The 23,726-nt window shown below is 72.4% G+C and carries 24 protein-coding genes; 14 read left to right on the top strand and 10 right to left on the bottom strand.

Features of this window, described 5'->3' with window-relative positions:
• Window positions 1-117 precede the first annotated feature (117 nt).
• A complete protein-coding gene (locus tag ACIP60_RS17520; protein WP_400685026.1) occupies window positions 118-720 on the top strand; it encodes a GNAT family N-acetyltransferase in 603 nt (200 codons plus the stop codon).
• A 112-nt stretch (window positions 721-832) separates the two neighbouring features.
• Here ACIP60_RS17520 and ACIP60_RS17515 read toward each other — a convergent pair whose 3' ends face one another.
• Window positions 833-2,161, bottom strand: a complete 1,329-nt coding sequence (locus ACIP60_RS17515; protein ID WP_400685024.1) for an MATE family efflux transporter — start codon at window positions 2,159-2,161, stop codon at window positions 833-835.
• 449 nt (window positions 2,162-2,610) lie between these two features.
• Between ACIP60_RS17515 and ACIP60_RS17510 the strand changes: the two genes are divergently transcribed.
• Together ACIP60_RS17510 and ACIP60_RS17505 are read left to right on the top strand one after the other, a co-directional pair.
• Complete coding sequence (locus ACIP60_RS17510; protein ID WP_380240019.1) at window positions 2,611-2,826, top strand: heavy-metal-associated domain-containing protein; 216 nt, start codon at window positions 2,611-2,613, stop codon at window positions 2,824-2,826.
• A 585-nt stretch (window positions 2,827-3,411) separates the two neighbouring features.
• Window positions 3,412-4,419 carry a GNAT family N-acetyltransferase gene (locus tag ACIP60_RS17505; protein WP_400685021.1) on the top strand — a complete coding sequence of 336 codons (1,008 nt, stop codon included), beginning with the start codon at window positions 3,412-3,414 and terminating at the stop codon, window positions 4,417-4,419.
• Between the two features lie 178 nt (window positions 4,420-4,597).
• On the opposite strand, the gene ACIP60_RS17500 is transcribed toward ACIP60_RS17505, so the two are convergent.
• On the bottom strand, window positions 4,598-5,443 hold the full coding sequence (locus ACIP60_RS17500; RefSeq protein WP_400685019.1) for a spermidine synthase: 846 nt from the start codon (window positions 5,441-5,443) through the stop codon (window positions 4,598-4,600).
• 187 nt (window positions 5,444-5,630) lie between these two features.
• Between ACIP60_RS17500 and ACIP60_RS17495 the strand changes: the two genes are divergently transcribed.
• Complete coding sequence (locus tag ACIP60_RS17495; RefSeq protein ID WP_400685017.1) at window positions 5,631-6,584, top strand: alpha/beta hydrolase; 954 nt, start codon at window positions 5,631-5,633, stop codon at window positions 6,582-6,584.
• Between the two features lie 76 nt (window positions 6,585-6,660).
• Here the strand turns inward: ACIP60_RS17495 and ACIP60_RS17490 are convergent, their stop codons facing one another.
• The 4 genes from ACIP60_RS17490 to ACIP60_RS17475 form a co-directional block, all read right to left on the bottom strand.
• Window positions 6,661-7,782, bottom strand: coding sequence for an AI-2E family transporter (locus ACIP60_RS17490; protein WP_400685015.1), 1,122 nt, complete (start codon window positions 7,780-7,782; stop codon window positions 6,661-6,663).
• A gap of 368 nt (window positions 7,783-8,150) precedes the next feature.
• Entirely contained in the window at window positions 8,151-8,852 is a 702-nt protein-coding gene (locus ACIP60_RS17485; protein WP_400685013.1) for a glycerophosphodiester phosphodiesterase, read from the bottom strand.
• A gap of 269 nt (window positions 8,853-9,121) precedes the next feature.
• The gene (locus ACIP60_RS17480; protein WP_400685011.1) at window positions 9,122-9,535 is read right to left on the bottom strand and encodes a molybdopterin-binding protein; all 414 of its coding nucleotides are present in this window, start codon (window positions 9,533-9,535) and stop codon (window positions 9,122-9,124) included.
• Window positions 9,536-9,899: 364 nt separating this feature from the next.
• Window positions 9,900-11,165, bottom strand: coding sequence for an ROK family transcriptional regulator (locus tag ACIP60_RS17475; RefSeq protein ID WP_400685009.1), 1,266 nt, complete (start codon window positions 11,163-11,165; stop codon window positions 9,900-9,902).
• An 84-nt stretch (window positions 11,166-11,249) separates the two neighbouring features.
• Here ACIP60_RS17475 and ACIP60_RS17470 point away from each other — a divergent pair, with 84 nt between their 5' ends.
• The 3 genes from ACIP60_RS17470 to ACIP60_RS17460 all read left to right on the top strand — a co-directional run bounded on the left by ACIP60_RS17470 (window position 11,250) and on the right by ACIP60_RS17460 (window position 14,445).
• Window positions 11,250-12,446: an MFS transporter gene (locus ACIP60_RS17470; RefSeq protein ID WP_400685006.1), complete on the top strand. Its 1,197-nt coding sequence runs from the start codon at window positions 11,250-11,252 to the stop codon at window positions 12,444-12,446.
• A 225-nt stretch (window positions 12,447-12,671) separates the two neighbouring features.
• Window positions 12,672-13,577: a deoxyribonuclease IV gene (locus ACIP60_RS17465; protein ID WP_400685003.1), complete on the top strand. Its 906-nt coding sequence runs from the start codon at window positions 12,672-12,674 to the stop codon at window positions 13,575-13,577.
• A 70-nt stretch (window positions 13,578-13,647) separates the two neighbouring features.
• Window positions 13,648-14,445, top strand: coding sequence for a TVP38/TMEM64 family protein (locus ACIP60_RS17460; protein WP_400685001.1), 798 nt, complete (start codon window positions 13,648-13,650; stop codon window positions 14,443-14,445).
• 193 nt (window positions 14,446-14,638) lie between these two features.
• On the opposite strand, the gene ACIP60_RS17455 is transcribed toward ACIP60_RS17460, so the two are convergent.
• On the bottom strand, window positions 14,639-14,995 hold the full coding sequence (locus tag ACIP60_RS17455; protein WP_400684999.1) for a YrdB family protein: 357 nt from the start codon (window positions 14,993-14,995) through the stop codon (window positions 14,639-14,641).
• Between the two features lie 196 nt (window positions 14,996-15,191).
• On the opposite strand from ACIP60_RS17455, the gene ACIP60_RS17450 reads away from it, so the two are divergent.
• From ACIP60_RS17450 to ACIP60_RS17430, 5 genes are all read left to right on the top strand, one after another.
• A complete protein-coding gene (locus ACIP60_RS17450) occupies window positions 15,192-15,719 on the top strand; it encodes a DinB family protein (protein WP_400684997.1) in 528 nt (175 codons plus the stop codon).
• A 378-nt stretch (window positions 15,720-16,097) separates the two neighbouring features.
• Window positions 16,098-16,496 carry a cell division protein SepF gene (locus ACIP60_RS17445; RefSeq protein ID WP_400684995.1) on the top strand — a complete coding sequence of 133 codons (399 nt, stop codon included), beginning with the start codon at window positions 16,098-16,100 and terminating at the stop codon, window positions 16,494-16,496.
• A gap of 178 nt (window positions 16,497-16,674) precedes the next feature.
• Entirely contained in the window at window positions 16,675-17,226 is a 552-nt protein-coding gene (locus ACIP60_RS17440; RefSeq protein WP_100838878.1) for a TetR/AcrR family transcriptional regulator, read from the top strand.
• On the top strand, window positions 17,226-18,857 hold the full coding sequence (locus ACIP60_RS17435; RefSeq protein WP_400684993.1) for an MFS transporter: 1,632 nt from the start codon (window positions 17,226-17,228) through the stop codon (window positions 18,855-18,857). Before ACIP60_RS17440 ends, ACIP60_RS17435 begins: the two co-directional genes overlap by 1 nt.
• Before the next feature lie 264 nt (window positions 18,858-19,121).
• Entirely contained in the window at window positions 19,122-19,814 is a 693-nt protein-coding gene (locus tag ACIP60_RS17430) for a hypothetical protein (protein ID WP_400684991.1), read from the top strand.
• A 144-nt stretch (window positions 19,815-19,958) separates the two neighbouring features.
• On the opposite strand, the gene ACIP60_RS17425 is transcribed toward ACIP60_RS17430, so the two are convergent.
• Window positions 19,959-20,234, bottom strand: a complete 276-nt coding sequence (locus ACIP60_RS17425; RefSeq protein WP_400684989.1) for a hypothetical protein — start codon at window positions 20,232-20,234, stop codon at window positions 19,959-19,961.
• Window positions 20,235-20,475: 241 nt separating this feature from the next.
• On the opposite strand from ACIP60_RS17425, the gene ACIP60_RS17420 reads away from it, so the two are divergent.
• Entirely contained in the window at window positions 20,476-21,588 is a 1,113-nt protein-coding gene (locus tag ACIP60_RS17420; protein WP_400684987.1) for a nitrous oxide reductase family maturation protein NosD, read from the top strand.
• 205 nt (window positions 21,589-21,793) lie between these two features.
• Window positions 21,794-22,786 (top strand): methyltransferase, encoded by a 993-nt coding sequence (locus tag ACIP60_RS17415; protein ID WP_400685382.1) that lies wholly within the window; start codon window positions 21,794-21,796, stop codon window positions 22,784-22,786.
• A gap of 142 nt (window positions 22,787-22,928) precedes the next feature.
• On the opposite strand, the gene ACIP60_RS17410 is transcribed toward ACIP60_RS17415, so the two are convergent.
• Together ACIP60_RS17410 and ACIP60_RS17405 are read right to left on the bottom strand one after the other, a co-directional pair.
• Window positions 22,929-23,249 (bottom strand): TcmI family type II polyketide cyclase, encoded by a 321-nt coding sequence (locus ACIP60_RS17410; RefSeq protein WP_100840511.1) that lies wholly within the window; start codon window positions 23,247-23,249, stop codon window positions 22,929-22,931.
• Between the two features lie 17 nt (window positions 23,250-23,266).
• Window positions 23,267-23,725: an SRPBCC family protein gene (locus tag ACIP60_RS17405; protein ID WP_111551607.1), complete on the bottom strand. Its 459-nt coding sequence runs from the start codon at window positions 23,723-23,725 to the stop codon at window positions 23,267-23,269.
• Window position 23,726 lies beyond the last annotated feature (1 nt).

Genomic DNA, 23,726 nt, shown 5'->3' with positions numbered 1-23,726 from the left:
CGAAGCTTCGGCACACCGGAGCGTGCCGAATCCGGCCCACACTCGCCCGTGTCCGTCCGGTCCCCTTCCGTCGGCCGGTTCGAACGGGGCGGCTGTCCGTTCCGGCCCGGTCCGCCGGTGGCCGCGTCTCGTTCTGTCCGCCTCTCGACCGGGAGCTCCCCTGTGCCGCCGATCTTTCTCGAAACTGTCCTGCGCACCGATCGGCTACCGCTCCGCCCCTTCACCGCGAAGGACGTGAACGACACCCGGGCCGCCTGCTCCGACGAGCTGACCCAGCGGTGGCTGCCACTGCCCGACCCGTACACCACCGAGCACGCGGCTTCCTGGTGCACCGATGTGTCTCACCGGTTGCGTACCTCCGGCGACGGCATGCACTTCGCCGTCACCGATGGCGACTCCGAGCAGTTGCTCGGCACCAGCGGCCTCAAGAAGACCGACTGGCCGGCCCGGGTGAGCGAGGTCGGTTACTGGACCGCCCCGTGGGCACGGGGCTGCGGGGTGACGGTCGAGGCAACGCGGGCCCTCGGTGAGTGGCTGTTGGGCGAGCGGGGTTTCCAACAGTTGCAGCTGTTTGCCGCCACCGGCAACACCGCCTCCCAGCGGATCGCCGAGAAGGCGGGGTTCCAGGAGGGCGTCCTCCGAAACGCCGGCTACATCCGCACCGGCCGGGTCGACCTGTTCGTCTTCTCGCTCGTGCCCGACGACCTGTCGGGAATCTGACCCGCCGCGCCTCCCGCCAGCGGGGCTGTCCAGCCGTCAACGCGGTGGTGGACAGCCCCGAGCCCGTAGTGCCGCAGCCGGTTTCAGCCCTCCCGGCCACGACGGCGGGGCGTCACCGACGCAGCACCAGGAAGCGTGCGCTGAACCAGAGCCCGACGAGTCCCAGGACGTTGCCTGCGGCTATCAGCTTCGACAGGTCCCCGGCGCGTACGGGCCCGGGCATGAGGAACGCGGCGGCCAGCATCGCCGCGAAGTAGACGACGTTCAACAGGAAGGCCACCCCCGCTCGACCGATCTGCTCCAGGTAGCTGAGCAGCGCGAGCGTTCCGCCGAAGAGCACCAGGGTGGGGCCGACCCAGGCGAAGTAGTCGGCTGTGACGGAGGCCGCGGCCCGATCCGTGGTCAGCGCCCGGGCGATCGGTTCCCGGAGCAGGAATACCGCCGCCCCGAGCAGGAGGTACGGAGGGGTCGCCAGCCGCAAGGCGGTGACCAGGCCCGTGTGGTTGAGACTTCGCCGGTTCTCGCCGGGTCGCAAGGTCACGGCGACGGCCGCACCGGAGCCGGCGGCCATCGCGATCACCATCAGCAGTCCGACGGCCATCTGCCCGAGGGCGAATCCCGCGACCTCGGTCGGCCCGGCCTCGTGCAGTACCCGCAGGTAGCCGAAGGTCACGGTGGACAGCAGCAGGAACGTGCCCGCCACCGGGGCGCCCAGGCCCAGGAGTTCACGTATCGCACCCCGGTCGAGGGTCAGCACGGGCCAGGCCACCTGCTTCCGCCGGAGAACGCGCACGACAGCCGTCCCGACGATCACGGTGGCGGGCAGGCCCCCGATCGGCACCGCCAGTACGCCGAGGCCCGTGACCGCGCGGAGCGCGACCATGCCCACGATGGACAGCACGGTGAACAGCACCCCCAGCCAGGCGGCCGGACCGGTGTGGCCCAGACCGCGTAGGACTCCGGTACCGAGGTAGGGGATCAGCCCGACCACTCCGGTCAGAGCGACGGCGACGACGAAGACCAGCACCTCGTGCCGGGCGCCGGGCGCGACCCCGAGAGCGGACAGGAAGGGGCCCGAGGCCGCTACCGCGGTGACGGCTTGCAGTATCAGCAGGCCCGCGCCGATGGTGAGGAACGTCGGTACGGACTTGAGCGAGTCCCGTTCTCTGCCGTTCCGAGCAGCGATGCCCGCAGAGACCTGAGCAGCCACCACGAGCCCTTCGGTCACCGCCAGCACGAGGTAACCGACCGGGGTGTACACCGAGCGGACGTAGAGCGCCTCTGGGCCCAGGTGCCCCAGGAAGGCCACCGTCCAGGTCTGCAGCACCAGCCCTGCTACCAATCCGAGCAGGATGGATACGGCGAACCGCGCGGCTGACACGTTCAGTGACGCCGGCACGGGCTGTTGTTTCTCGATGGCGGTCGTGGACTCCACAGCCATGCTTCCCCCTCGTGGTCATGCCGACAGCCCTCCACCGAGCGTCGGCGATATCGACGCGGCCGACCGTAGCGAGAGATTTTTATGAATTCAAGAAATAAACCTCCCCGGCCCATTCGGATTTAGTCTGAAAAATCCGGCGCCCGGCAGGGCGGGGAGCGCCGACGGCAAGGCGGCGCACCGCGCACATCCGGATGCCAGCCCTACCCGCCGCTCGGCCCAAGCGGGGTGCTGCACCACCGCGACGCCACCCCGGCACCGCGACGCCACCCCCCGGAAAACCGCGGCCGGCCGCGCCTGCCACTGGCGAACTCCCATTCAGCACACCACCCGTTGGGGGCACTCACCGGCGTGTCCCGGTGTCCCATCACGATCGAGTGCGTTGTGCTGTACGGCGTCCTTCGGCCCCGCTCGGCCGCCCGCCCAGTCCCGCATGTTCTCTGGAGGTATCCATGTCCACCACCGCTGTCTTCACCGTCGAAGGAATGAGCTGCGGCCACTGCGAGCGAACCGTCACCGCCGGATTGACCGCGCTGAACGGCGTCACCAACGTCACCGCCGACGCGAAGTCCGGCCAGGTGACGGTCGAATCCGCCGAACCTCTCCAGGACGACCAGATTCGTTCCGCCGTCACCGACGCCGGTTTCGCCCTGGTCGGTCGAGTCTGATCCACCGGCCGGGCACCGGCCCCGGAAAGCCCCACCCTCCTTCGATCCCGCCGCGTTCCTGCCACGCACCTCGCAGGGGCGCGGCGCTTTCTTCGCCTGAATCTAGTTACCACCGCTGAAGCCGGATCAATCCATCCCCAGGGTGTATGTCTCCGAGGCGGAGCAGGCATCACTGCTGAAGGCACGAAGGACCTCCGGCTCCCGCCTGCGGCCACCTTTCATCAGCCCGATTCCTCGCTTTCCGAGCAGTCCTCCGATCCCATCGGTCTCTCCACTCGGTGCTGCGGATCCGAGGAATCCCGGCCTCGAATAATAATTTGCAGGCGATCCGCTGTCCCTCCTACTCTTGGGCACAGCTGACGGCGGATCAGGTCCCGCCGTTGGTTCTCCCGGCGTTCGCTCGTCCGGGCACCGAGGTCTCGCAGTGCCACTCTTCGAAGGGAGTCCCGCAATGGTTCCGATAATCCGCGACCGTTCCGCGGCGCTCCCGATCGCTGCTCCACCCCGCCGGTCCGTTCTCGCGTAGCAGTCGCGGCGGATCGCCACGATCGGGTTCAGCGTCTCCCACCCCTTCCTGGAGGCACTGTGATCTTCCGTCCGATCGTTCCGCAGGAACTCAACGCCGTGCTGGCTCAGATCCGGCCCGACCCTTCCACCTCGCTCTCCGCAGAGATGGTGCGCGCGCGTCTGGCCAGCGGGGAGTACCGTCCCGGCTGGATCTGGGTGGCGGAGCCTGGCCCTGGCCGAGCACCGCTGGCCGTCGCCATCTGGTGGGGCGCTCCCACCGACGTCCATCCGAGCAATCTGGATGCGTTGTTCGCCCGGTCCGATCCGGCCCGGCCCTCCATCGATCCGCGCAGGCGAACGCCCCGGGTGCCCAGTCCGCCCGTGGATCCGCGCAGTGCGGTCGCCGCCGCGCTGCTGACCGCCGCCCATCAGGTGTTCGCCGCAGATGGGCTGGTACCCGCACCCGACTACCACCTCTTCCTACCGCCCGACTGGCGCGATCACCCCGAGGTCGCCGCTTCGGTGGCGTGGCGTCGCCACGCGGCCGAAGCCGCAGGATTGCGCCTCGCCGCCGAACGGCTCCGCTTCGAACGCGAGACCGATCATCCTGTCCCCTCCCTGTCCGGTCGACTGTTCTTCACGTCCGAGCCCGACGACGAAGTCTTCGTCGACCTGTTCCGCCGGGTCCTGCCGAACAGCCTGGACGCGATGTGCACCCGGGAGGCTCTCCTGATCGGTTCAGAAGCGCACGCCAGGAACGAGGTCGCGTTCTACCGCTGGGAGATGTACGGCAAGCGTTCCTGGTGGCGAATAGCCAGGACATCAACGGGGCAGGTGGCCGGTTTCGCCATCCCCTCGCACAACTCCGTCGTGCCGGTGGTGGGTTACCTCGGAGTCCTGCCCGAATTCCGAGGACGGGGCTTCGCTGCCGAGATCATCGCCGAGATCACCCGGATCCTGGCCGCCGAAAACCAGGCCGAGGTGGTCCGCGCCGAAACCAGCCTCTCCAACCACCCGGTGGTCGCCGCTCTCGAACTGGTCGGCTACCGCAACCGCAATCGCCGACTGGTCCTCTCCGCCGTCTGACCGGCCGCGCCGCCCATGTCGGCAGCAGCATTGACCGACCGCCCAGCGGCCCGGCGTTTCCACTGCCGGTCTGCGGTCTGCCCAGGGCCGAAAGGCACCTGCCGTCCCGTCACCGAAAGGAGCGCCTCCCATCAGGTACGACTTCCAGCACAGTGCTCCGCCACGCCACCGTTCCGGCTCAGCCCAGCGAGAAAGCTCCGTTGGGAGGGGGCGGCGAATCTTCGGCCGTCGCATCCGTGACCGGCTCTGCCGCTTGCTCCGGCGTTTCCGTGAGCCTGGCGGGGAACGGGTCCGCGGCGAGCAGCCGGGTCAACTCCCCGGTGGGGAGCGGCGCATCGGAGCCGACCAGCAAGACATTCCCGTAGCGCCGGCCCCTCAACACTGCGGGCTCGGCCACCAGGCAGACGTGGGCAAAGACGGCCGCGACCGTGGCAGCCTGGGCCTTGGCGAAGGTGAGCGGCGGGCCGTCCGCCAGGTTCGCTGCGTAGCAGCCCCCTGGCCGGAGCACGGCGGCAGCCAGCCGTACGAACTCGACGCTGGTGAGGTGAGCCGGCGTCCGCGAGCCGCGGAACACGTCGGCCACCACCACATCGACACTGGCGGGTGCCACGGACCCGAGTGCGGCCCTGGCATCGCCGACCGTCACCTCGATACCGGACGGCCAAGGAAGGTGCTCGGCGATGAACTCGGTCAGCGGGCCGTCCAGTTCGACCACCTGCTGGCGCGAGCCGGGACGGGCCCGCGCCAGGTAGCGGGGCAGGGTGAGCCCGCCGCCGCCGAGGTGCAGTGTGTCCAACGGTTCACCGGGGTCCGCGACCACGTCCAGCAGGTGCGCGATCCGCTGCACGTACTCGAACTCGAGATGTGTCGGGTCCTGGAGGTCGACATACGACTGCGGGGTGCCGTCGAGGGTGAGCAGCCAGCCGCCTTCGACGTCGATGTCGGGAATCAGCTTGGCGGTGCCGAGCGCCACCTCGCGCTCCGCCGGCCGCGGATCCGCCCCGTCGGCGGTGATGCCGCTCATCGGCCGGGCCTCCGGGAAGTGACGGGGCGAAGAACGATCGACGAAGGGACAGCCATGCGGGCAGCTTAGGCCCCACCAGGGCAGTCTTCCCAAACGAAGGATCCTACCGACCGGTATGGTCGCGGGAGTGGTACCGCGCGGGGTGGTCCCGGGCGGCACGGCAGAGCAGGAAATGGACGTGGCTGGCGTGGAGTTCCGTGAAGACATCCTGGGCGCCCCGTACGAGGCGGCGGAGCTCCCACTGCTCCCCGACGAGGAGGGCGAGGTCAGTGCCACCCTGGTCCGTCGACTGGTCGAGGGGTCCCGCCAAGCGGTGCTGTACCTGCACGGCTACACCGACTACTTCTTCCAGACCCACCTCGCGGACCACTTCACGGCGGCCGGCTTCTCCTTCTACGCGTTGGACCTCCGCAAGTACGGCAGGTCGCTCCGCCCGCACCACTCCCCCAACTTCGTGACGGACCTCGCCGCCTACGACGAGGAGGTGGACGAGGCGGTCCGGATCATCCGGGAGCTCGACGGCCACACCCGGCTCCTGGTGAACGGGCACTCGACGGGGGGGCTGGTGGCAGCCCTGTGGGCGGCCCGGCGGGTCGGCCACGGGGTGGTCGACGGCCTGTTCCTCAACAGTCCCTTCCTGTCGATGCCCGCCGCCCCGGCCGTACGGGCCCTCGGCGCCCCCGCGCTCGAAGCCATCGGTCGGACCGCCCCCACCCGGAAGCTGCCCGCCCCGCTCAATCCGCACTACGTCCACAGCCTCCACCTGAGCCACCGGGGCAGTTGGGAGTTCGATCTCGCCCTGAAGCCCGCCGAGGGTTTTCCACTGTTCGCCGGCTGGCTGGCCGCGGTCCAGCGCGGCCAACGGAAGGTGCGCCAAGGGCTCTCGATCGACTGCCCGGTCCTGCTGATGGCATCCACCGCCTCCACCGTCACCAACCGGTGGGACCCGGCGCTGATGCGCACCGACGCGGTCCTGCGCGCCGACGACATCGCCGCACTCGCACCGCGTCTGGGTCGGCACGTCACCACCATCCGGATCGAAGGCGGCATGCACGACCTGGTCCTGTCGGCCGACCAGGTCCGGGCCGAGGTCTTCGCCGAGTTGGACCGCTGGATGGCCGCCTACTTCCCTGCCCCCTGACCGCTCGACCGAATTCGGAGGACCCGACGCAGCCACGAACCGGAGCCGGGCGCACCCGCACCCGCAGCACGGCCACTCAGGACTCGGGTCGTTGACGCTTCCGACGGCTACCCGGCAGCCCCGGCCCCTCCGCCTCACCCCGGAGGACGGACACCACGCCGAGTCCGGCCGCACTGACCGGCACCGCCAGCAGAGCACCGATGATTCCGGCGATCCCGGAGCCCGCCACCACCGCGATCATGATGGTGGCGGGGTGGAGTTCGACGGTCCGGCTCTGGATGAGGGGTTGCAGGATGTTCCCCTCGATCGCCTGCACCGCCAGCACCACCCCGAGGGTCCACAGGGCCGTGCCCAGTCCGCCGTTCGCAAGGGCCACCAGAACGGCCACCGTTCCCGAGAGGAAGGCACCGACGAAAGGGATGTAGGCACCCATGAAGACGAGCGCTCCGAGTCCGGCCGCCCCGGGAACCCCCAGGGCCAGCAGCCCGATGGAGATGAACGTGGCATCGATCAGCGCGATCAGGGTGGTGCCCCGCATGAAACCGGCCATCGCCGTGAAAGCCTGCTGACCGCACGCGATCACCGTGTCGGCGTGCCTGCCCGGCATCAGTTCGTGCATAGCGTCGCCGAAGCGGTGCCCGTCGCGAAGGAAGAAGAAGACCAGCGCGAGGGCGAGCACTCCCCCGGTCAGCAGTTGGGTGACCAGCCCCAGCCCGGACAGGACTCCGTCCGCGAGTGAATCCACCAGGGTGCTACCGGACCCCGAGCTCTCCTTGAGCGCGTACTGGATCTTGTCACCGAACGGCCCCAGCCAGGAGGCGATGCGGTCGCCCGCCTGCTGGAGCCCGGAGACGATCTGCGGCGCGCTGCTCACCAGGGAGTTGACCAGCAGCGCGATCCCTCCCGTGACCACGAGTACAAGGATGGTGCAGGTCAGTCCGGCCGCCACACCTCGCTTGACGCCCCGGTCCACCAACCAGGGCATCACCGGGTAGAGCAGGGCCGTGGCCAGCAGGGCGATCAGCATCGGGATCGTTGCGGCCCGCAGTTCCACCACCACGAAGACGGCGAACGCGGCCACGGTGATGAAGAGGATCACCGCCGCGGACCAGGCAGCAGCAGATCGAACCGGCGCGGGCAGCATCTGGGCCGGCCGCCGATCGTCCAGTTCTGGCTGCGTACCACCAGCGATGATCACGGGCGCCGTCCCCGAGGCTCTCTCGTCCCCCGTGAAAGGACTCTCACTTGATGCGGATTTCTCTGAGGTGCCCCTGGCGGCCCCTTCGCCGTCTCCGCCCCTGGAGGGCGTCGACGAGTTCTGACCGTCGTCCGGTTCCTGCGGATTCGGAGAGCCCTCAGCCGTCACCGCCACCTCCGCAGCCAACCCGTCGCCATGATCGTCTTATTTCAACAGATAACGGTCATATCGACTGGCAGGAGCCGGCGGCGTGGCGTGGCGGTCGGAGCAGCCGACCGGCGCGGTCGGAACGCCGCCACCGGTGGCCCCGCGCGCCCTTCGCTTCCCCCGTCTCGGTTGTGCGGGTGCGGACGGTCAGCACCGGTGGATCAGGCCTGCTGCTGGTCGATCGTTCGGCGCAGCAAGGCGATTCGGTTGGAGGTCAGCGAGTCGACTCCGAGCGCGATCATCCGTCGCATGGTGCGGCGCAGGTCCACGGTCCAGGTGGCCAGACCCAGGCCGGCGTCGTGGACGGAGGCCACCAGCCGCTCGTCCACCAGCCCGAAGGGCGGGTTGAGGTAGCTGGGGCGCAGCTCGGCGAGCAGTCGCTGTTTCGGCAGCTGGAGACGCTTCCAGGTCAGCGAAATCTCCGCGTCGGGCGCGAGTTCACGGACGGCCAGCATGGCCACCACCGGTCCGCAGAAGGCGACGCGGGACTCCATCCCGAGTTCGCTGACGACCTGCCAGGTGACGGCAGCCGGGGCGCTGTCGTCCAGGTCGATCATCAGCCGCGCCCCGTCCGTCGCGGCGACGGCCTGCAAGGTCTCGGCCAGGGTGGGGATCCGGAGCCCGGGAGTGGCCAGCTCTTCCAACTGGTCGAGCGTCACCCGGTTGATCTGGCGCTGGTCGTTCCACAGCCGCTCAAGGCTACGGTCGTGCAGCAGCACGGGCACCCCGTCCCGGGTGAGCTGGACGTCGACCTCGACGGCGTCGGCCCCCGCGGCGAGGGCGGCGCTGACCGCCGGCAGGGTGTTCTCGCGGTGCAGGTACGGGTCACCACGATGGGCAACGGCGCGCACGCGGCTCTTCAACGGGATCGTCCTCTCGCACGGTCAGGGCACTCACAACGCTGGCCGTCCCGCTACCGGTCGACCGCAGGTCTCCGCATCCTAGGCGGCGTCAGTTCACGCCCCGCCGCTGGCCATCGGTACCGCACGAACGACCCGCTCCCTGCTATGGGCCACAGCTCGGGTTCACACACGGGCTCGGGCTTGATCGGTGCAGGAACCGGAGCGGAAGAAGGGGCGGGAGTGGGAGCCTGCCTGAGGCTGCGCGAGGGTCCGCTCGGCCTCAACCGGCCTCAGCGCCGTTCGACCACGACGTTGGTCGACTTGATCACCGCGGTGGCGGGCGCCCCTGGGACGAGCCGGAGTTCCTCCGCCGAGTCACGGCTGATCAGGGAGACCACCCGGAACGGGCCCGCCTGGATCTCCACCTGCGCCGCGACGTCGCCCAGGACGACGGCGGTCACGATCCCGGGGAACCGGTTCCGGGCCGATGAACGCCCCTCCACCTCGCCGTTCTCCGGTCGGGCGAGTTCCCGGGCGAACGCCGCGAGTTGCGCCCCGTCGATGATCCGGTGTCCGTGCTCGTCGCGCGTCGCCGGCAGTCGGCCCGCATCCACCCATCGCCGCATGGTGTCGGCGCTCACCCCCAGCATCGAGGCAGCCTCGCCGATGCGGTACGGGTGGACGGGCCGGTCGGACGTGACCATCGATGCGGCTCCCGGACGATTCAAGAACGGACTGGCGGACCCCGCCATCCTGCCGTACCGACACCACTTCCCCAGCACGCCCCACCCTCCGACCGGGAACCGGCCCGTCCCCGACCCGCCGCCCGCCGCCCGCCGCTGCGGCCCTGGCCACGACCGCACCTCAACGCACCATGACTCACCGCGCCCGCCTCACACGACCGATTCGGCCGACACGAGCTGCGGACCAGCGCGCCGCGCGGCAGCAGGGCCGCTACGCCCCGGTGCCACCACGGCGAAGGGCAGAGCCCCGGTTCGGCAGCGCCGACGGGTCATCGGCCCCGGCACCCGGCACGGCGCTCCGTGCGGCGCGCGCCAGGTCGCGCTCTCAGTCGCCCCCGAACAGCTCCCGTCGCGCCGCGTCCCCGGCGGTCAGCACGGCGCCCGCCAGGACGGCGCCGCCGCCCGCGGTACCGGCCCGCACCTCGGTGGCGAGCGGGGAGAGTCGGGTGAGGTGGCGCTCGACCCGACCGGCCAGTTCGGAGCCGCCGGCCTGTCCGATCTCGCCGCCCAGCACCACGCATCCCGGGTCGAGCACGACGCAGATCGCGGAGGCCCCGACGGCGATCCGCAGTGCGAGTTCGTCCAGGAAGTCGTCGGCGCCGGTCTCGACGGCCCGGCGGACCACCGCCTCGGCGGCGGGTTCCTGGTCCTTGGCCACGCCCCCGGCTCGGGTTCGACCTGCGCTCCCGACACCAGCCCCGGCACCGATATCTACCTTGAGCCCGTGGCGGGCGGCGAGTTCGCAGACCGCCGCGCTCGACACCGTGGAGTGGAAGCCGTTGTCGCACTTCTTCGAGTCCGGCAGCCCGATGGTCCCGGGCACGGGCAGGAAGCCGATCTCGCCGGTGCCCCCGGAGGCCCCGCGCCGCAGGCGACCGTCCAGCACCACGGAGGCGCCCACGCCGTGTCCGAGCCAGATCAGCGCGAAGTCCCGTCGGCCCTGGGCCGCGCCGATGCGGTGCTCGGCGATCCCGGCCAGGTTCACCTCGTTCTCGAGGATCACCTCCGTCCCGGGGCGCGCCCGCAGGGCGGCGAGCAGCTTGGTGTGCCATTCGGGCAGCTTGCCGGAGTTGTTGAGCGCGCCGGTCGCCGGGTCGACCAGGCCGGGAGCGCCGACGGCCACGGTGTGCAGTTCCCCGGCACCGGCCTCGGCGGCGGTGGCGAGCAGTGCCTCGACGGTCCGCTCCACCAGCTGGTCGCCGTCCGCCGGCCCCCCAGGCGCGTCCACAGCGGGGGCAGGAGTGGAGGCGGCGATGGTGGCCGTGCCGAGCGTCCGGCCGGTCAGGTCGGCGACCACCAGGCTGACGCCGTTGGCGCGGATGTCGATGCCGGCGAGGTGCGCGCGGTCGGCGACCAGTCCGTACAGGCGGGCGTTGGGGCCGCGGCGCAGCGCGGCGCTCTCGCCGGCGTGGGCGACCAGGCCGCTGCGCTGGAGTCGTTCGAGCAGGTCGGCGACGGTGGGCCGGGAGAGTCCGGTCAGCGCGCGCAGATCGGATGCGGTGAGCGGGCCCCGTTCGAGCAGCAGGTCGAGGGCAAGCCGGTCGTTGATGGCCCGGGCGGTGCTCGGCGTGGCGGTGCGAGCGGTCGTCATGAGCCTGCATCCTTCCAGAGGTTTCTATCAGGCAGGGTCCCTGATAGTTTATTGCCATCCGACCGACCCAAGGGGGAGCCCAGCATGGGCGAGACTCTCAAGGACGTCCAGCGCGCACGGATGAGCGTGGCGCTGGTGTTCGCCGTTCACGGTGCCGTCACCGGCACCTTCGTCAGCCGCATCCCGTGGATCAAGGACCACCTCCACCTGAGCCCGGGCCAGCTCGGTCTCGCCCTGGTGTTCCCGGCGATCGGCGCGTCGGTGGCGATGCCGCTGGCCGGTCGGATCGTGCACCGCCTCGGCGCCCGGACGGCGTTGCAGGGCCTGTTGACGCTGTGGTGCCTGTCGCTGGCGCTGCCGGCACTCTCCCCCAATCTGGCGGTCTTCTGTCTGGCGCTGTTCCTCTACGGCGCGACGGCCGGCATGTCGGATGTAGCGATGAACGCGCAGGGTGTCGAGGTCGAGGAGCGGATCGGCCGGTCGATCATGTCCGGCCTGCACGGCATGTGGAGCGTCGGCGGCCTGGTCGCCTCCGCGTTCGGTGTCCTGGCGGCCCATCAGCACGCGGACGCCCGGGTGCAGTACGCGGTGACCGCGGCGGTCCTGGCGCTGCTCGCCCAGGTGGTGTCGCGCGGGGTGCTGGACGTCCGGCAGGCAGCCGAGGAGGAAGCCCCGCCGCGTTTCGCGCTGCCTCCGAAGGAAGCGATGGTCATCGGCCTGGTCGGGTTCTGCGCGGTGTTCGCCGAGGGTGCGTCGATGGACTGGAGCGGGGTCTACCTCCGTGACATCACCGGTGCCTCCTCCTCCGTCGCCGCCGCCTGCTTCACCGCCTTCGCCGCCACCATGGCCGCGGCCCGCCTGGCCGGTGACGCGGTCGTCCGCCGGCTCGGCCCGGTGCGCGCCGTCCGGCTGAGCGGCATGGTCGCCACCGTCGGCGGTCTGCTGGTGGTGCTCGCCGACTCCCCGTACCTGGCCATCCCGGGCTTCGCGCTGATCGGCATCGGCATCGCCGTGGTCGTTCCGCTCGCGTTCGCCGCGGCGGGCCGGGCGGGCACCAACCCGAGCCAGTCCATCGCCGGCGTCGCCACCATCACGTACACCTCCGGCCTGGTCGCCCCGGCCGTGGTCGGCGGCATCGCCCAGGCCAGCTCGCTCACGGTCTCCTTCGTCGCGGTCACGCTGCTCGTCGCCGCGCTGGTCCCCTCCGCGACGGCGATGCGCCACCGCAAGTCGGTGGACGTCCCGGTCGCGACCTCCGGCTCCTTGGAGCCGACCCACTGACGGACGGCCGGAGCATGGGCGGACGGACGTCCGTCGAGGGGCGCGGGAGATCCACTCCCGCGCCCCTCGACACGTCCGGAGCCCCGGCACCGCCCCGCCCCCGGCGCGCGCGCCGCCCGCTGCGACCGCCGCCACCCATCCGCCACCAGCCACCTGCCACCTGCCACCGAGAGCGCGTCGACCCGATGATCTGCGCCTCCGTCCTGCCGTGCGATGCTCGTGGTCATGGATTCCGCCCCGCGCAACCCGATCGGTGCCCACGTCCCCGTCGCCGGTAAGGGCCTGGTGGGGACGGGGCTGGCCTACGCCGAGAAGGTCGGGGCGGAGGCGGTCCAGGTGTTCGTCGCCAACCCGCGCGGGTGGGCGACCCCGGCCGGGAATCCGGCGCACGACCTGGCTTTCCGGACGGCCTGCGCCGAGCGGGGCGTCCCGGCGTACGTGCACGCGCCGTACCTGATCAACTTCGGCTCCGACTCCGACGCGACCCGGGAGCGTTCCGCCGAGTCGCTGACGCACTCGCTGCACCGTTCGGCGGCCATCGGCGCCCTCGGCACGGTCGTGCACACCGGGTCCGCGCTCTGCGGCACCCGCGCGGAGGCGCTCGCCCAGGTCCGCGAGCAGGTGCTGCCGATCCTGGACGGTCTCGACCGGTACGGTGCCGACGCCCCGTGGTTGCTGCTGGAACCGACGGCCGGCCAGGGCAGCTCGCTCTGCTCCCGGATGGAGGACCTCGCCGCCTACCTGGACGCCCTCGACCACCACCCGCTGGTCGGCGTCTGCCTGGACACCTGCCACGCCTTCGCGGCCGGCCACGACCTGGCCGCGCCGGACGGGGCCGACGAGCTCTTCGACGCCCTGCACCGGGCGATCGGGCCCGGCCGGTTGCGGCTGATCCACGCCAACGACTCGCAGGACGTCGCGGGCGCCCGCAAGGACCGCCACGAGAACATCGGCGCCGGTCACATCGGCGCGGCCGCGTTCGAGGCGCTGCTCGCGCATCCGGCCACCGCCGGCGTCCCCCTGATCATCGAGACCCCGGACGGCCGCCACGACCCCGCCCGGGTCGAGGGTGCCCGGCACGCCGCCGACATCGCCCTGCTCAAGCGACTGCGCCGCCCGGCCAACCCGTGAGCGCCCGCCCACCCGGCCGGGGGCGTACCTCCCGGGCGGTACGGCTCTCGGCGCGGGTTAAGCTCCCCGGGTGCACGCTCCGCAGCCGATAGCCGCGCCCGCCACCCCGGCCGGAACCGCCACCCCCGCCGAGGCCGGCACCGGCACCCCGGCGGACCCCGCCACCGCCCCCGCGCCCCGCGCCGACGCCCCGGAATTCCCCGCCGCCGCCCCGCCGCACCGGACCGCGCGCCGCCCGCACCGCGGGGCGCTGCTGCGCCTGGGCGCGCTGCTCGCCGTGCTGGCCGCCGCCGCGGGCTCGCTGCTGCTGTGGGACCCGTCCGCCGTCCTGTCCGCCGCCTCGGGGCCGTGGCGGATCCCGATCGCACTCGCCGCGTACGGCTTCGGGACGGTGGCCTTCCTGCCCCGTCCGGCGCTGAACGCGGGCATGGGGGTGCTGTTCGGGTCGCTGTGGGGCGTGCCGCTGGCGATCGCGGGGTCGGCGATCGGCGCGGCGGTGACGTTCGCGCTCGGACGTTCGCTGGGGCGCGAGGCACTGCGGCCGCTGGTGCGCGGCCGGGTGCTGACGGAGATCGATCGGCGCCTGGCCGAACAGGGCTTCCGCAGCGTGCTGCTGATCCGGCTGTTCCCGGGTGCGCCGTTCCAGGCCGGCAACTTCGCGTGCGCGTTCTCCGGCGTCAGGTTCTGGCCGTACCTGGCGGCCACCGTCCTCGGCGTGGTGCCGACTACCGCCGCGTACGTGGTCGCCGGGGCGAGCGCGGGTTCGCCCACCTCCCCGGCCTTCCTGATCTCCGCAGGCGTGATCACCGCGATGTGCGTGTTCAGCGCCGTCTCGCTCTGGCGCGCCCGCCCCCGCCGCTCCGCCTGACCGCCGCCGCACCCCAGTACCCGACGCCCGTCTCACCGGCCGCGCAGGACCGGCCGCGCCGGAGCCCCCGCGCCGAGGCCCTCCGCAGCGAATCCGTCCTCGGGCAGCGCACCGCGCGGTGGGTACGACGCGGTACGGCGCCGACGGCACGCCCTCCCCGGAACGGGCCGCTCCCTCGGCTCAGACCGTCCACCTAGCGCTCGATCGCGGGCGACCACTCGCCGAGCGACCACAGCACCACCGTGTTGACGGCCATCACGACGCCGAGGCCGAGCGCCCACCCGGGGTGCCCGCCGGCCGCCAGCAGCGCGACCGCGCCGCCCCAGACCAGCAGTTGCACCCCGTACCAGAGCAGGGCCGAGTCGCGCACCGGCCGCCGGGGCGCCGCGTAGCGGCCCCACAGCAGGACCGCGAGCACCGGCAGCACCAGCGCGATCAGCGTGCGTAGCACGACCGGGCCGTCCGCCCGTACCCCGTACCCGCCGACTGCCAGCGCCGCCAGCGAGGCCAGCTCCAGCAGCAGGCGCAGCGCCAGCTGAGTGCCCGTCACCACCTTGCGCACGCTCGCCTCCACCCGTTCCCCGCCACACCAGCGGCACCAGCCCTCACGATGATCCGATCCTCCCACCACAACCCCGCCCCACCCGGCCCGGCCCAGGAACGGGAAACGGAAACGGGAAAGGGAAAGGGAACGGCCGCCGGAAAACGGTTCGCCCGCCCCGCCCGGGCTGCTCCACCATGTCCGCATGACGAACACGGCCCCCGCCACCACCCGCACCAGCCCGCCCTTCGCCGCCGACGAGGCGACCATGCTCGGCGCCTGGCTGGACTTCCACCGCGCCACGCTCGCCCTCAAGTGCGAGGGGCTGTCACCCGGTCAACTGCGCCGACGCGCCTGTCCGCCGTCCTCGCTGTCCCTGCTCGGCCTGGTGCGGCACATGGCGGAGGTGGAGCGCCACTGGTTCCGCGAGGTGCTGGACGGCCAGGACCTGGGGCCGTCCGGCCGCTACTGGACGGAGGAGTTCCCGGACGGCGACTTCGACCTGGTGGACGGGGCCGATCCGGTCGCCGACACCGCGGTCTGGCAGGAGGAGGTGGCGTTCGCCCGGTCCGCAGCCGCCGGTGCGTCGTTGGACACGGCCGGCAGGGGCCGGTGGCGCGGCAACGAGGTGACGCTCCGTTGGATCCTGGTGCACATGATCGAGGAGTACGCCCGTCACAACGGCCACGCCGACCTGCTTCGGGAACGAATCGACGGCTCCACCGGCGAGTAGCCCGCCCGCGCCGCGCGGGACGCCACGCCCGTGTGACGCACGCCGCGCCGCGCGCCACCCCCCTCGCGCGCGCCCCCCGTTCGCGACCCGCCACTCCCGGGTGAAGCCGTTACATGATTGTTGACACATAGTCAACTAGCTTCCGGGTAGCACCGATAGGGTCGTCCCGCGCAACCGTTCACCTGCCGGTGGCGTCGTTGCGGACATCCGGGGAGCCACGGATTTCCCCCCGCGCCACAACTCGTCCAGCGGGTACAAGCGGGCACATCCACGGTGATCAGTGCGATACTCGGACAGTTCCAACAAGTGGATGACGTGTCAAAACGACCCGTCGTCCCCCGGGGGACGAGTACGGAACGAGACAGGGAGGCGCGGCTAATGGGAGCACTTCGCGACGAGCACCACAACGGGTGGCTGATGCCTTCCGGAAGCTACCCGGCCGCGATGTACGAGGAACCGTGGGAGGGCGAGGAGACGCTGCCGAGCAGCGTCCAGACCGGCCCCTCCAAGATCGTCTCGCTCCGACCGACGGGCTTCGAGGCCGCCCGCACCGTCGGCGAGCACATCCGCGCCGCCACCCCGGTGGTCATGGACCTCACCGAGATGGACGACGCCGAGGCCAAGCGCATGGTCGACTTCGCCTCCGGCCTGATCTTCGGCACCTGCGGCGGCATCGAGCGGATCGCCCGCCGGGTGTTCCTGCTGACCCCGGCCGACGTCGAGGTGACGGTCATCGACCGCCCGCTCGACGAGTCGGGCTTCTACAACCAGAGCTGACCGCCCGGCCCCGGCCGCAAGCCCCACCGACACCCACGGACCCCGCGCCCCGCGCGGGGTCTTCGGCATGCCCGGAAGCACTCCCCCGCCCCCTCCTGCGCCCGCATCCGCACCCCGCCGGTGAGACGCACATCGAAATTATGAGACATGGATGTCTCAGTTGCGCTATCCTCTTCTCATGGCAACCGACCGCGACTCCGTCCTGGAGGCAGCCGTGGGCATCCTGTCCCGGCGCCCGACGGCCCATCTCGACGAGATCGCCCGCGCCGCCGGGATCAGCCGGGCCACGCTGCACCGGATCTTCCCGGGCCGCGAGGCGCTGATCCTGGAGGTGGGCGCCCTCGGTCTGCGCCGCTTCTCCTCCGCGCTCGATGCCGCACGGGTGGAGGAGGGCAACGCCGAGGCCGCGCTGCGCCGGCTGGTGGACGCGGTGGTGCCGGACGCCGCGCTGTGCGCCTTCCTGGCCGGTGAGAACCAGCTGTACGACCACGAGGAGATCAACGACCTCTGGGAGACGCAGGACGCCCGGGTCCGCGCGCTGTTCCTGCGCGGCCAGCAGGAGGGGGTGTTCCGCGTCGAGCTCTCGGCCGCCTGGCTGAGCGAGGCGTTCTTCGACCTGGTGGCCGGCATCGGCTGGGCCGTGCAGGAAGGCCGGCTCGCCCCCCGCGAAAGCGCGTTCTCGCTCGCCGAGTTGTTCCTCGGCGGTGCTCTACGGAGATCTGATACCTGATGAGTCCCACCCCCGTCGCCCGGCCCGGCCACCGCTGGGCCGGTCTCGGCGTCCTCGTGCTCGCCGTCACCCTGGTGGCGGTGGACGCGACGGTGCTCTCCCTCGCCATCCCCTCGATCACCGAAACCCTCCGCCCGTCCGGCACCCAGCTGCTCTGGATCGGCGACGTCTACTCCTTCGTGCTGGCCGGCCTGCTGGTGTCGATGGGCGCGCTCAGCGACCGGCTGGGCCGCAAGCGGGTGCTGCTGGCGGGTTCGGCCGCGTTCGGCGCGGCCTCGCTGCTGGCGGCGTACGCGCCGGGCCCGGGCTGGCTGGTGCTGGCCAGGGCGCTGCTCGGCGTGGCCGGGGCGACGATCATGCCGTCCACGCTCTCGCTGATCCGCACGCTGTTCCCGGACACCCGGGAGCGGGCCACCGCGATCGGCGTCTGGGGCGCGGGCGCGGCGGCCGGCGCCGCGCTGGGCCCGCTGGTGGGCGGCGTGCTGCTGGAGCACTTCTGGTGGGGGTCGGTGTTCCTGCTGAACCTGCCGGTGATGGTGCTGCTGCTGGCGCTGGGCGGCTGGCTGCTGCCGGAGTCCCGCGATCCGCGTCCGGGCCGGTGGGACGTGCTGAGCGTGCTGCTGTCGATGGCCGGGGTGATCGGCGCGGTGTACGGCGTCAAGGAGTTCGCCGTGCACGGCCTGGAGCGGTGGACGACCCCGCTGGTGTTCGCGCTGGGCGCGGTCGCGCTGGTGGTGTTCGTGCGGCGCCAGCTCCGGCTGGAGACCCCGCTGCTGGACGTCCGGCTGTTCCGGAACGCGCGGTTCACGGCGGCGGTGGTCTCCTCGCTGATCTGCCTGATCGGCCTGTCCGGCGTGATCTTCTTCATGTCGCAGTACCTCCAGCTGGTGCGCGGCTACTCCCCGCTCCACGCGGGCTTCGCCGAGATGCCGGCCTTCGTCGGCTCGGTGGCGGGCGGTCTGCTGACGGCCCGGCTGGTGCGGCGCGCGGGGGCCCGCCGGGTGCTGACGGCGAGCCTGTTCGTGATGGGCCTGGGCATCGGCGTGCTGGGCTTCGTCCGGGTGGACAGCGCGTACCTGCTGCTCGGCTCGTCCTTCCTGGCGCTGGGCACCGCCGAGGGCGTGGTGTACACCCTCTCCTCGGACCTGGTGCTGGGTGCCGCCCCGGCCGACCGGACGGGCGCCGCCTCGGCCGTGTCGGAGACGGCGTACGAGCTGGGCGCGGCGCTGGGCATCGCCCTGGTCGGCTCGATCGTGACGGCCCTGTACGCGGGTTCGCTGTCCGTTCCGGCGGGCGTCGATCCGGCGCTCGCGGAGCAGGCCCGCCAGTCGCTGGGCGGCGCCCTGGAGTCCGCGGCCGCCCTGCCCGCGGGCCCGGCCGGGCAACTGCTCGCCAGTGCGAACGACGCGTTCGTGCACGGCGTCACGGTCGCGGCCTGGGTCTCGGCGGCCCTGCTGCTGGCCTCCGCCGCCCTCGCCCGCCACCTGCTGCGCGACCGGCCCGACCGCACCACGACCGGCACCGTCGGCGCCACCGCCGCCGACGCCACCTCCGCCGGCCCCACGCAGCCGGCCGACCGCCCCGCCCCGCGGCCCGGAGCGGAACCCGCCAGGTCCCCCGCCCACCGCTGACCGCCACTCGCTGACCGCCACCCGCGGCCGCCGCCGCGCGCCCGCCGTACCCATCCCGCCGCCCGCACCGCCGGTCTGACGGGACGTCCGGCTCCCCCAATGGCGCAGCGCCGCTGGCCCCGGGTGGCGCCGGGCTCGGACGATGGGGGCGTAGGGCGGAGGCGGACGTCCGGTTCCGCACGTCCGGGCGCGGGCCGTGGGCCTGCCGGAACGACCGCGGCGCGCACGGGCCCGGCGCGGTTCTGAGCGAAAGGGTGCATCGCGATGCGAGACGCGGAGCGGAACGGTTCGGGCCGGGGGCTGGTCCGGCAGGGCCGGGTGGGGCCGCCGCAGCGGCACCCGGCGCGTCGGCGGCCGGTCCGGCGCGGCCTGCGGGTCTCGCTGGCGCTGGCCGGCGCGGTGGCCGGGATCTCGGTGGTCGCGGCCTGCGGCGGCAGCTCGGGCGAGAACCCGGTGCAGGCGGCGATGTCGACGTTCACGGTCGGTCCGCCGGAGACGGCGAGCTTCTCGGGCGAGCCGCCGTCCGCCTTCGCGTCCGCGCACGAGTCGGCGCTGGCCTCGGTCTCGGCCGCGCAGGCCAGCGCGTCCGAGCGCGCCGCCTCGTTCGAGGCCTCGGTCAACGCCCAGCTCGCGGCCACCCGGGCGAAGGCGGCGGAGGTCCTGGCGGCCGTCCCGGACGCGGGCAACGCGATCTCGGACGTGACGCTGACCGGCGTGCCGAACTCGACCTCCGGCGACCTGACGGCAGCGATGGTCACGGTCACCAACAGCACCACCGAGACCCGCTCCTACGCGATCCAGGTCGACTTCACCGACAGCACCGGCAAGAGCGTGGACAGCCAGGCGGTCGGCATCGAGAACCTGGCGGCGGGAGCGACCGCCAACCCGATGGCGTTCAGCAAGGCGGGCCAGGGCGTGAACCTGATCCCGGTGGTGGTGAAGTCCTACCGCTACTGACCGGGCACGCGGATGCCGGTGGGTCCACCGCACGAGTCGAGAGCGGTGGACCCACCGGCATCCGCGTGCCCGCATCTCCGTGTGCCGGCATGTCCGTATGTCCGTATGTCCGTATGTCCGTGCGCGCTCCGCCCCGGCACCGGGTCAGTTGACGGAGCGGAGGATGACGTCCTCGTAGTCCCAGGCCGGGTCGTCCGCGCCCTCCGCGTCCTGCCCGGCGACGGCCTCGTCGGCCGCCTCGCCGATGGCCTCCGCGAAGGCGCCGGCGTCGGGCCCGCCGAAGGCGTCGGCGCCGGGTTCCACCAGCCGGAGGCCGGACCAGGGTCCGGTGCGGAGATCGGTGCCGTCGGCGCCGGTGGGGCGCAGGTCGGCGGCCAGGAGTTCGGTCTGCTCGGTGGTTCGTCCATTCTGCGTGTCCATGGGTCCATAGTGGTTCGGCCCGCCGGTGCGGGCCCGGTGCCCGGCCGCAGAGGCCCCCGATCGGGTGTACGGGTGGTACCTGCCTCGCTCTTCCGGCCCGCCGCCACCCGGTCGGCGGGTGCGGGCAACCCGTGCGAGCCAACCCGGCTGGCCGGGCCGGGGGCGCGACCATAGCTTCGAGGCGGCGGACGTGCTCCTCATGCCGTCCGCGACCGCGACGTCTGGAAGCCGGCTGCTCTCGATGACTGCTCTCCTCGCTCCGACGCGCCCGCTGATCCGGGTCGCCGCCGTTCTGCTGTCCTGCGCCGCCTCGGTGCCCGCCGCGCTGGCCGCCGCCCCGGCCGCGGCGGCGCCCACCGGTCCGACCGTGTTCCGGGTCCCGCCCGGCGCGTCCGTGCAGGCCGCCCTGGACGCGGCCGCCCCGGGTGACGTGGTGGAGCTCGCCGCGGGCCGCTACCCGGGCAGCGTGACGCTCACCACCGACCGCGTGACCCTGCGCGGCCAGGGCACCGGCACCGTCCTGGTGCCCGATCCGGCCGACCGCGGCGCCTGCGCACAGGCCGGTGACGGCGTGTGCGTGACGGGCGGTTCGGACCCGCAGGGCGTGCCGGTGCACCCGGTCTCGGGCGTGGTGGTGGAGGCGCTGACGGTGGCGGGCTTCGCCCGCAACGGCGTTGGCGCGGCCGTCACCGACCGGCTGACGGTGCGCGGGGTGGCGGTGCACGACAACGGCTTGCAAGGCATCAGTGTCGAGATGTCGACCCGTACCGTGCTGACCGACAACGAGGCCCGGGACAACGGCCAGGCGGGGATCTTCGTCGCCAACTGGTACGACCGCAAGGGCGGCGCGCTGGAGACCCTGGGCACCGAGGTGTCCGAGAACCGGCTGACCGGCAACCGGATCGGCCTGCAACTGCGCCGGGTGCGCGGGCTGACGGTGGAGGCCAACCTGGCGTCCGGGAACTGCGGCGGCCTGTTCGTGGTCGGCGACGACGGGGTGCCCCGGGCCGGGGCGCTGGCCCTCCGGGACAACGTGGTGCGGGCGAACAACCGGTACTGCCCGCCCAATCCCCGGCTCGACTTCGTCCAGGGCACCGGAATCCTGCTGACCGGCACCGAGGACGTCACGGTCTCCGGCAACCAGGTCGCCGACCACACCGGGGCGTCCCCGATGTCCGGCGGCATCGTGCTGTACCCGAGCGTGGTCGGCGCCCCCAACGCCCGGGCCACCGTCACCGGCAACGCACTGCGCGACAACGTCCCCGCCGACCTGGCCGACCGGGACCCGCACGGCACCGGCCACACGTTCGCCGGCAACGTCTGCGGCACCTCCGAGCCCGCCGGCCACTGCTGAGCCACTCTCACCCCGCTCCCCCACGCAGCCCCCACGCACGTCCCCCGACCATCCTCCGACCCACCGACGAAAGGCCGTCCCCGTGACCTCCGCCCCGACCGCCCCGCCCAACCCGACCACCTCGCCGAACCCGCAGAGCCCGCAGACCTCCCAGAGCCCGCAGAGTCCGCCGGAGTCGGTCGCGGCCCCGGCCGTCCCGCCCGCGATGCTGCTGCGCGAGCTGGTGTTCGGCGCCGCCTGCGCGGGCGCGGTCCGCGCCGCCGCCAGCCTGCGGCTGCCGGACGCGCTGGACGAGGAGCCCGCCACCGCCGAGCAGCTGGCCGGGCGGCTGGACGTCGAGCCCGGCCCGCTGCGGCGGCTGCTGCGCGCACTGGCCTGCTACGAGGTGTTCGCCGAGGACGCCGACGGCCGCTACCGGCACACCCCGCTGTCGCGCCTGCTGCGCACCGACGAGCCGGGCAGCCTGCGCGACATCGCGCTGTGGTGCACCGAGCCGTGGACCTGGCAGTCCTGGTCCCGGCTGGACGACGCGGTGCGCACCGGGCGCAGCGTCTTCGGCGACGCCTTCGGCAAGGAGTTCTTCCAGTACCTGCACGACGACGCGCCGGAGTCCGCCGCCCTGTTCAACCGGGCGATGACCCAGTCCAGCCGGCAGTCCGCGCAGGACCTGGCCGGTTTCCTCGACCTGGCGGGCGTCGCCTCGGTGGCGGACGTCGGCGGCGGCCAGGGGCAGGTGCTAGCCGAGCTGATGGAGCGCCACCCCGACCTGCACGGCACCCTGCTGGACCTGCCGAAGGTGGTCGAGCACGCGGACCCGCGGCTGCTGCCCGGCGGGTCGCTGGCCGACCGGGCCCGGCTGGTGCCCGGGGACTGCCGCACCGCGGTGCCGGTGCAGGCGGACCTGTACCTGGTGAAGAACATCCTGGAGTGGGACGACGACTCCACCCGCCGGACGCTGCGCAACCTGCGCCAGGTGGCCCGTCCGGGCGCCCGGGTGGTGATCGTGGAGAACCTGGTGGACGACTCCCCCTCGATGCGGTTCACCACCGCGATGGACCTGCTGCTCCTGCTGAACGTCGGCGGCGCCAAGCACACCCTGGGCAGCCTGACCGCCCTGATCGCGGAGTCCGGCCTGCGGCTGGACGCGGTCGCCCCGGTCAACCCGTACCTGCACGCCTTCTCCTGCACCGTCCCGTAAACAGCCCCGCAGACGGCGCGCGCGGACGGACGCCGACAGACGCCGACGCCGACGCCAGCAGACACCGAGGGGCCGCCCGGAGTTCCGGGCGGCCCCTCCGCTCTGCGCTCCGCGCCGCGGCGGTTCAGCGGCAGCGTCAGCGTCAGCGGTCCCAGCGGTAGAACTCGTGCGCCATGGCGTCCTTGGGGCTGCGCCAGGTCGCCGGGTCGTAGGCGTCGACGTAGACCGCGAGGCGTTCGCTGACGTCGCGGAACTCGGGGTGCTGGGCGTACCTGGCGACCTCCGGTCCGGCGGGGCGCTCGGACTCGATGAGGTGCAGGTAGACGTCGCCGAACTGGAACAGGCTGCGGCCGCGGACGCCGATCAGGCCGGGCAGGTCGCCGCGGTCGGAGTCGGCGAAGACGCCGGCGATGTGGTCGGCGGTGCCGGGCTTCATCCGGGCGACGATCAGGGTGCGGTGCAGGTCGGTGGCCAGGTCGCTCATCGGGCCGCTCCGGCGCGGTGCTCGACCTTGGCGCGGATCAGCTCCATCTGGACCTTGGAGTTCTGGTTGATCCGGTCGGTCATGCCGAGGTCGTCGACGGGCGCGGTGGGCTTCATCGCGAAGTCCTGGATCCAGCGCATGCCGGTGCCCCGCGGCAGCTCCTCGTACTCCCAGCGGATCTCCATGAACTCGAACGGGCCGGGCTCGACCCGGCGGGCCCGGACGGTGAGCTTGTCGCGGTCGGCCTCGCGCTCGGAGACCCAGCTCCACACCTGGCCGTTCTCGTCGGGGTGCATGGTGAGGCGGAAGCGCACCAGCTGGTCCTGCCGGTCGAGGATCTCGACGGAGGCGTACTCGCTGAACAGCTCCGGCCAGTTCTCCAGGTCGTTGGTCATGTCCCAGACCAGGTCGATCGGGGCGTCGATGACGATCGTGTTGTCGGTGTGTCCGGGCATC

It is taken from the genome of Kitasatospora sp. NPDC088783, assembly GCF_044750705.1.
Taxonomy (GTDB): domain Bacteria; phylum Actinomycetota; class Actinomycetes; order Streptomycetales; family Streptomycetaceae; genus Kitasatospora; species Kitasatospora fiedleri.
This window is presented reverse-complemented; position numbering and strand designations above follow the sequence as displayed.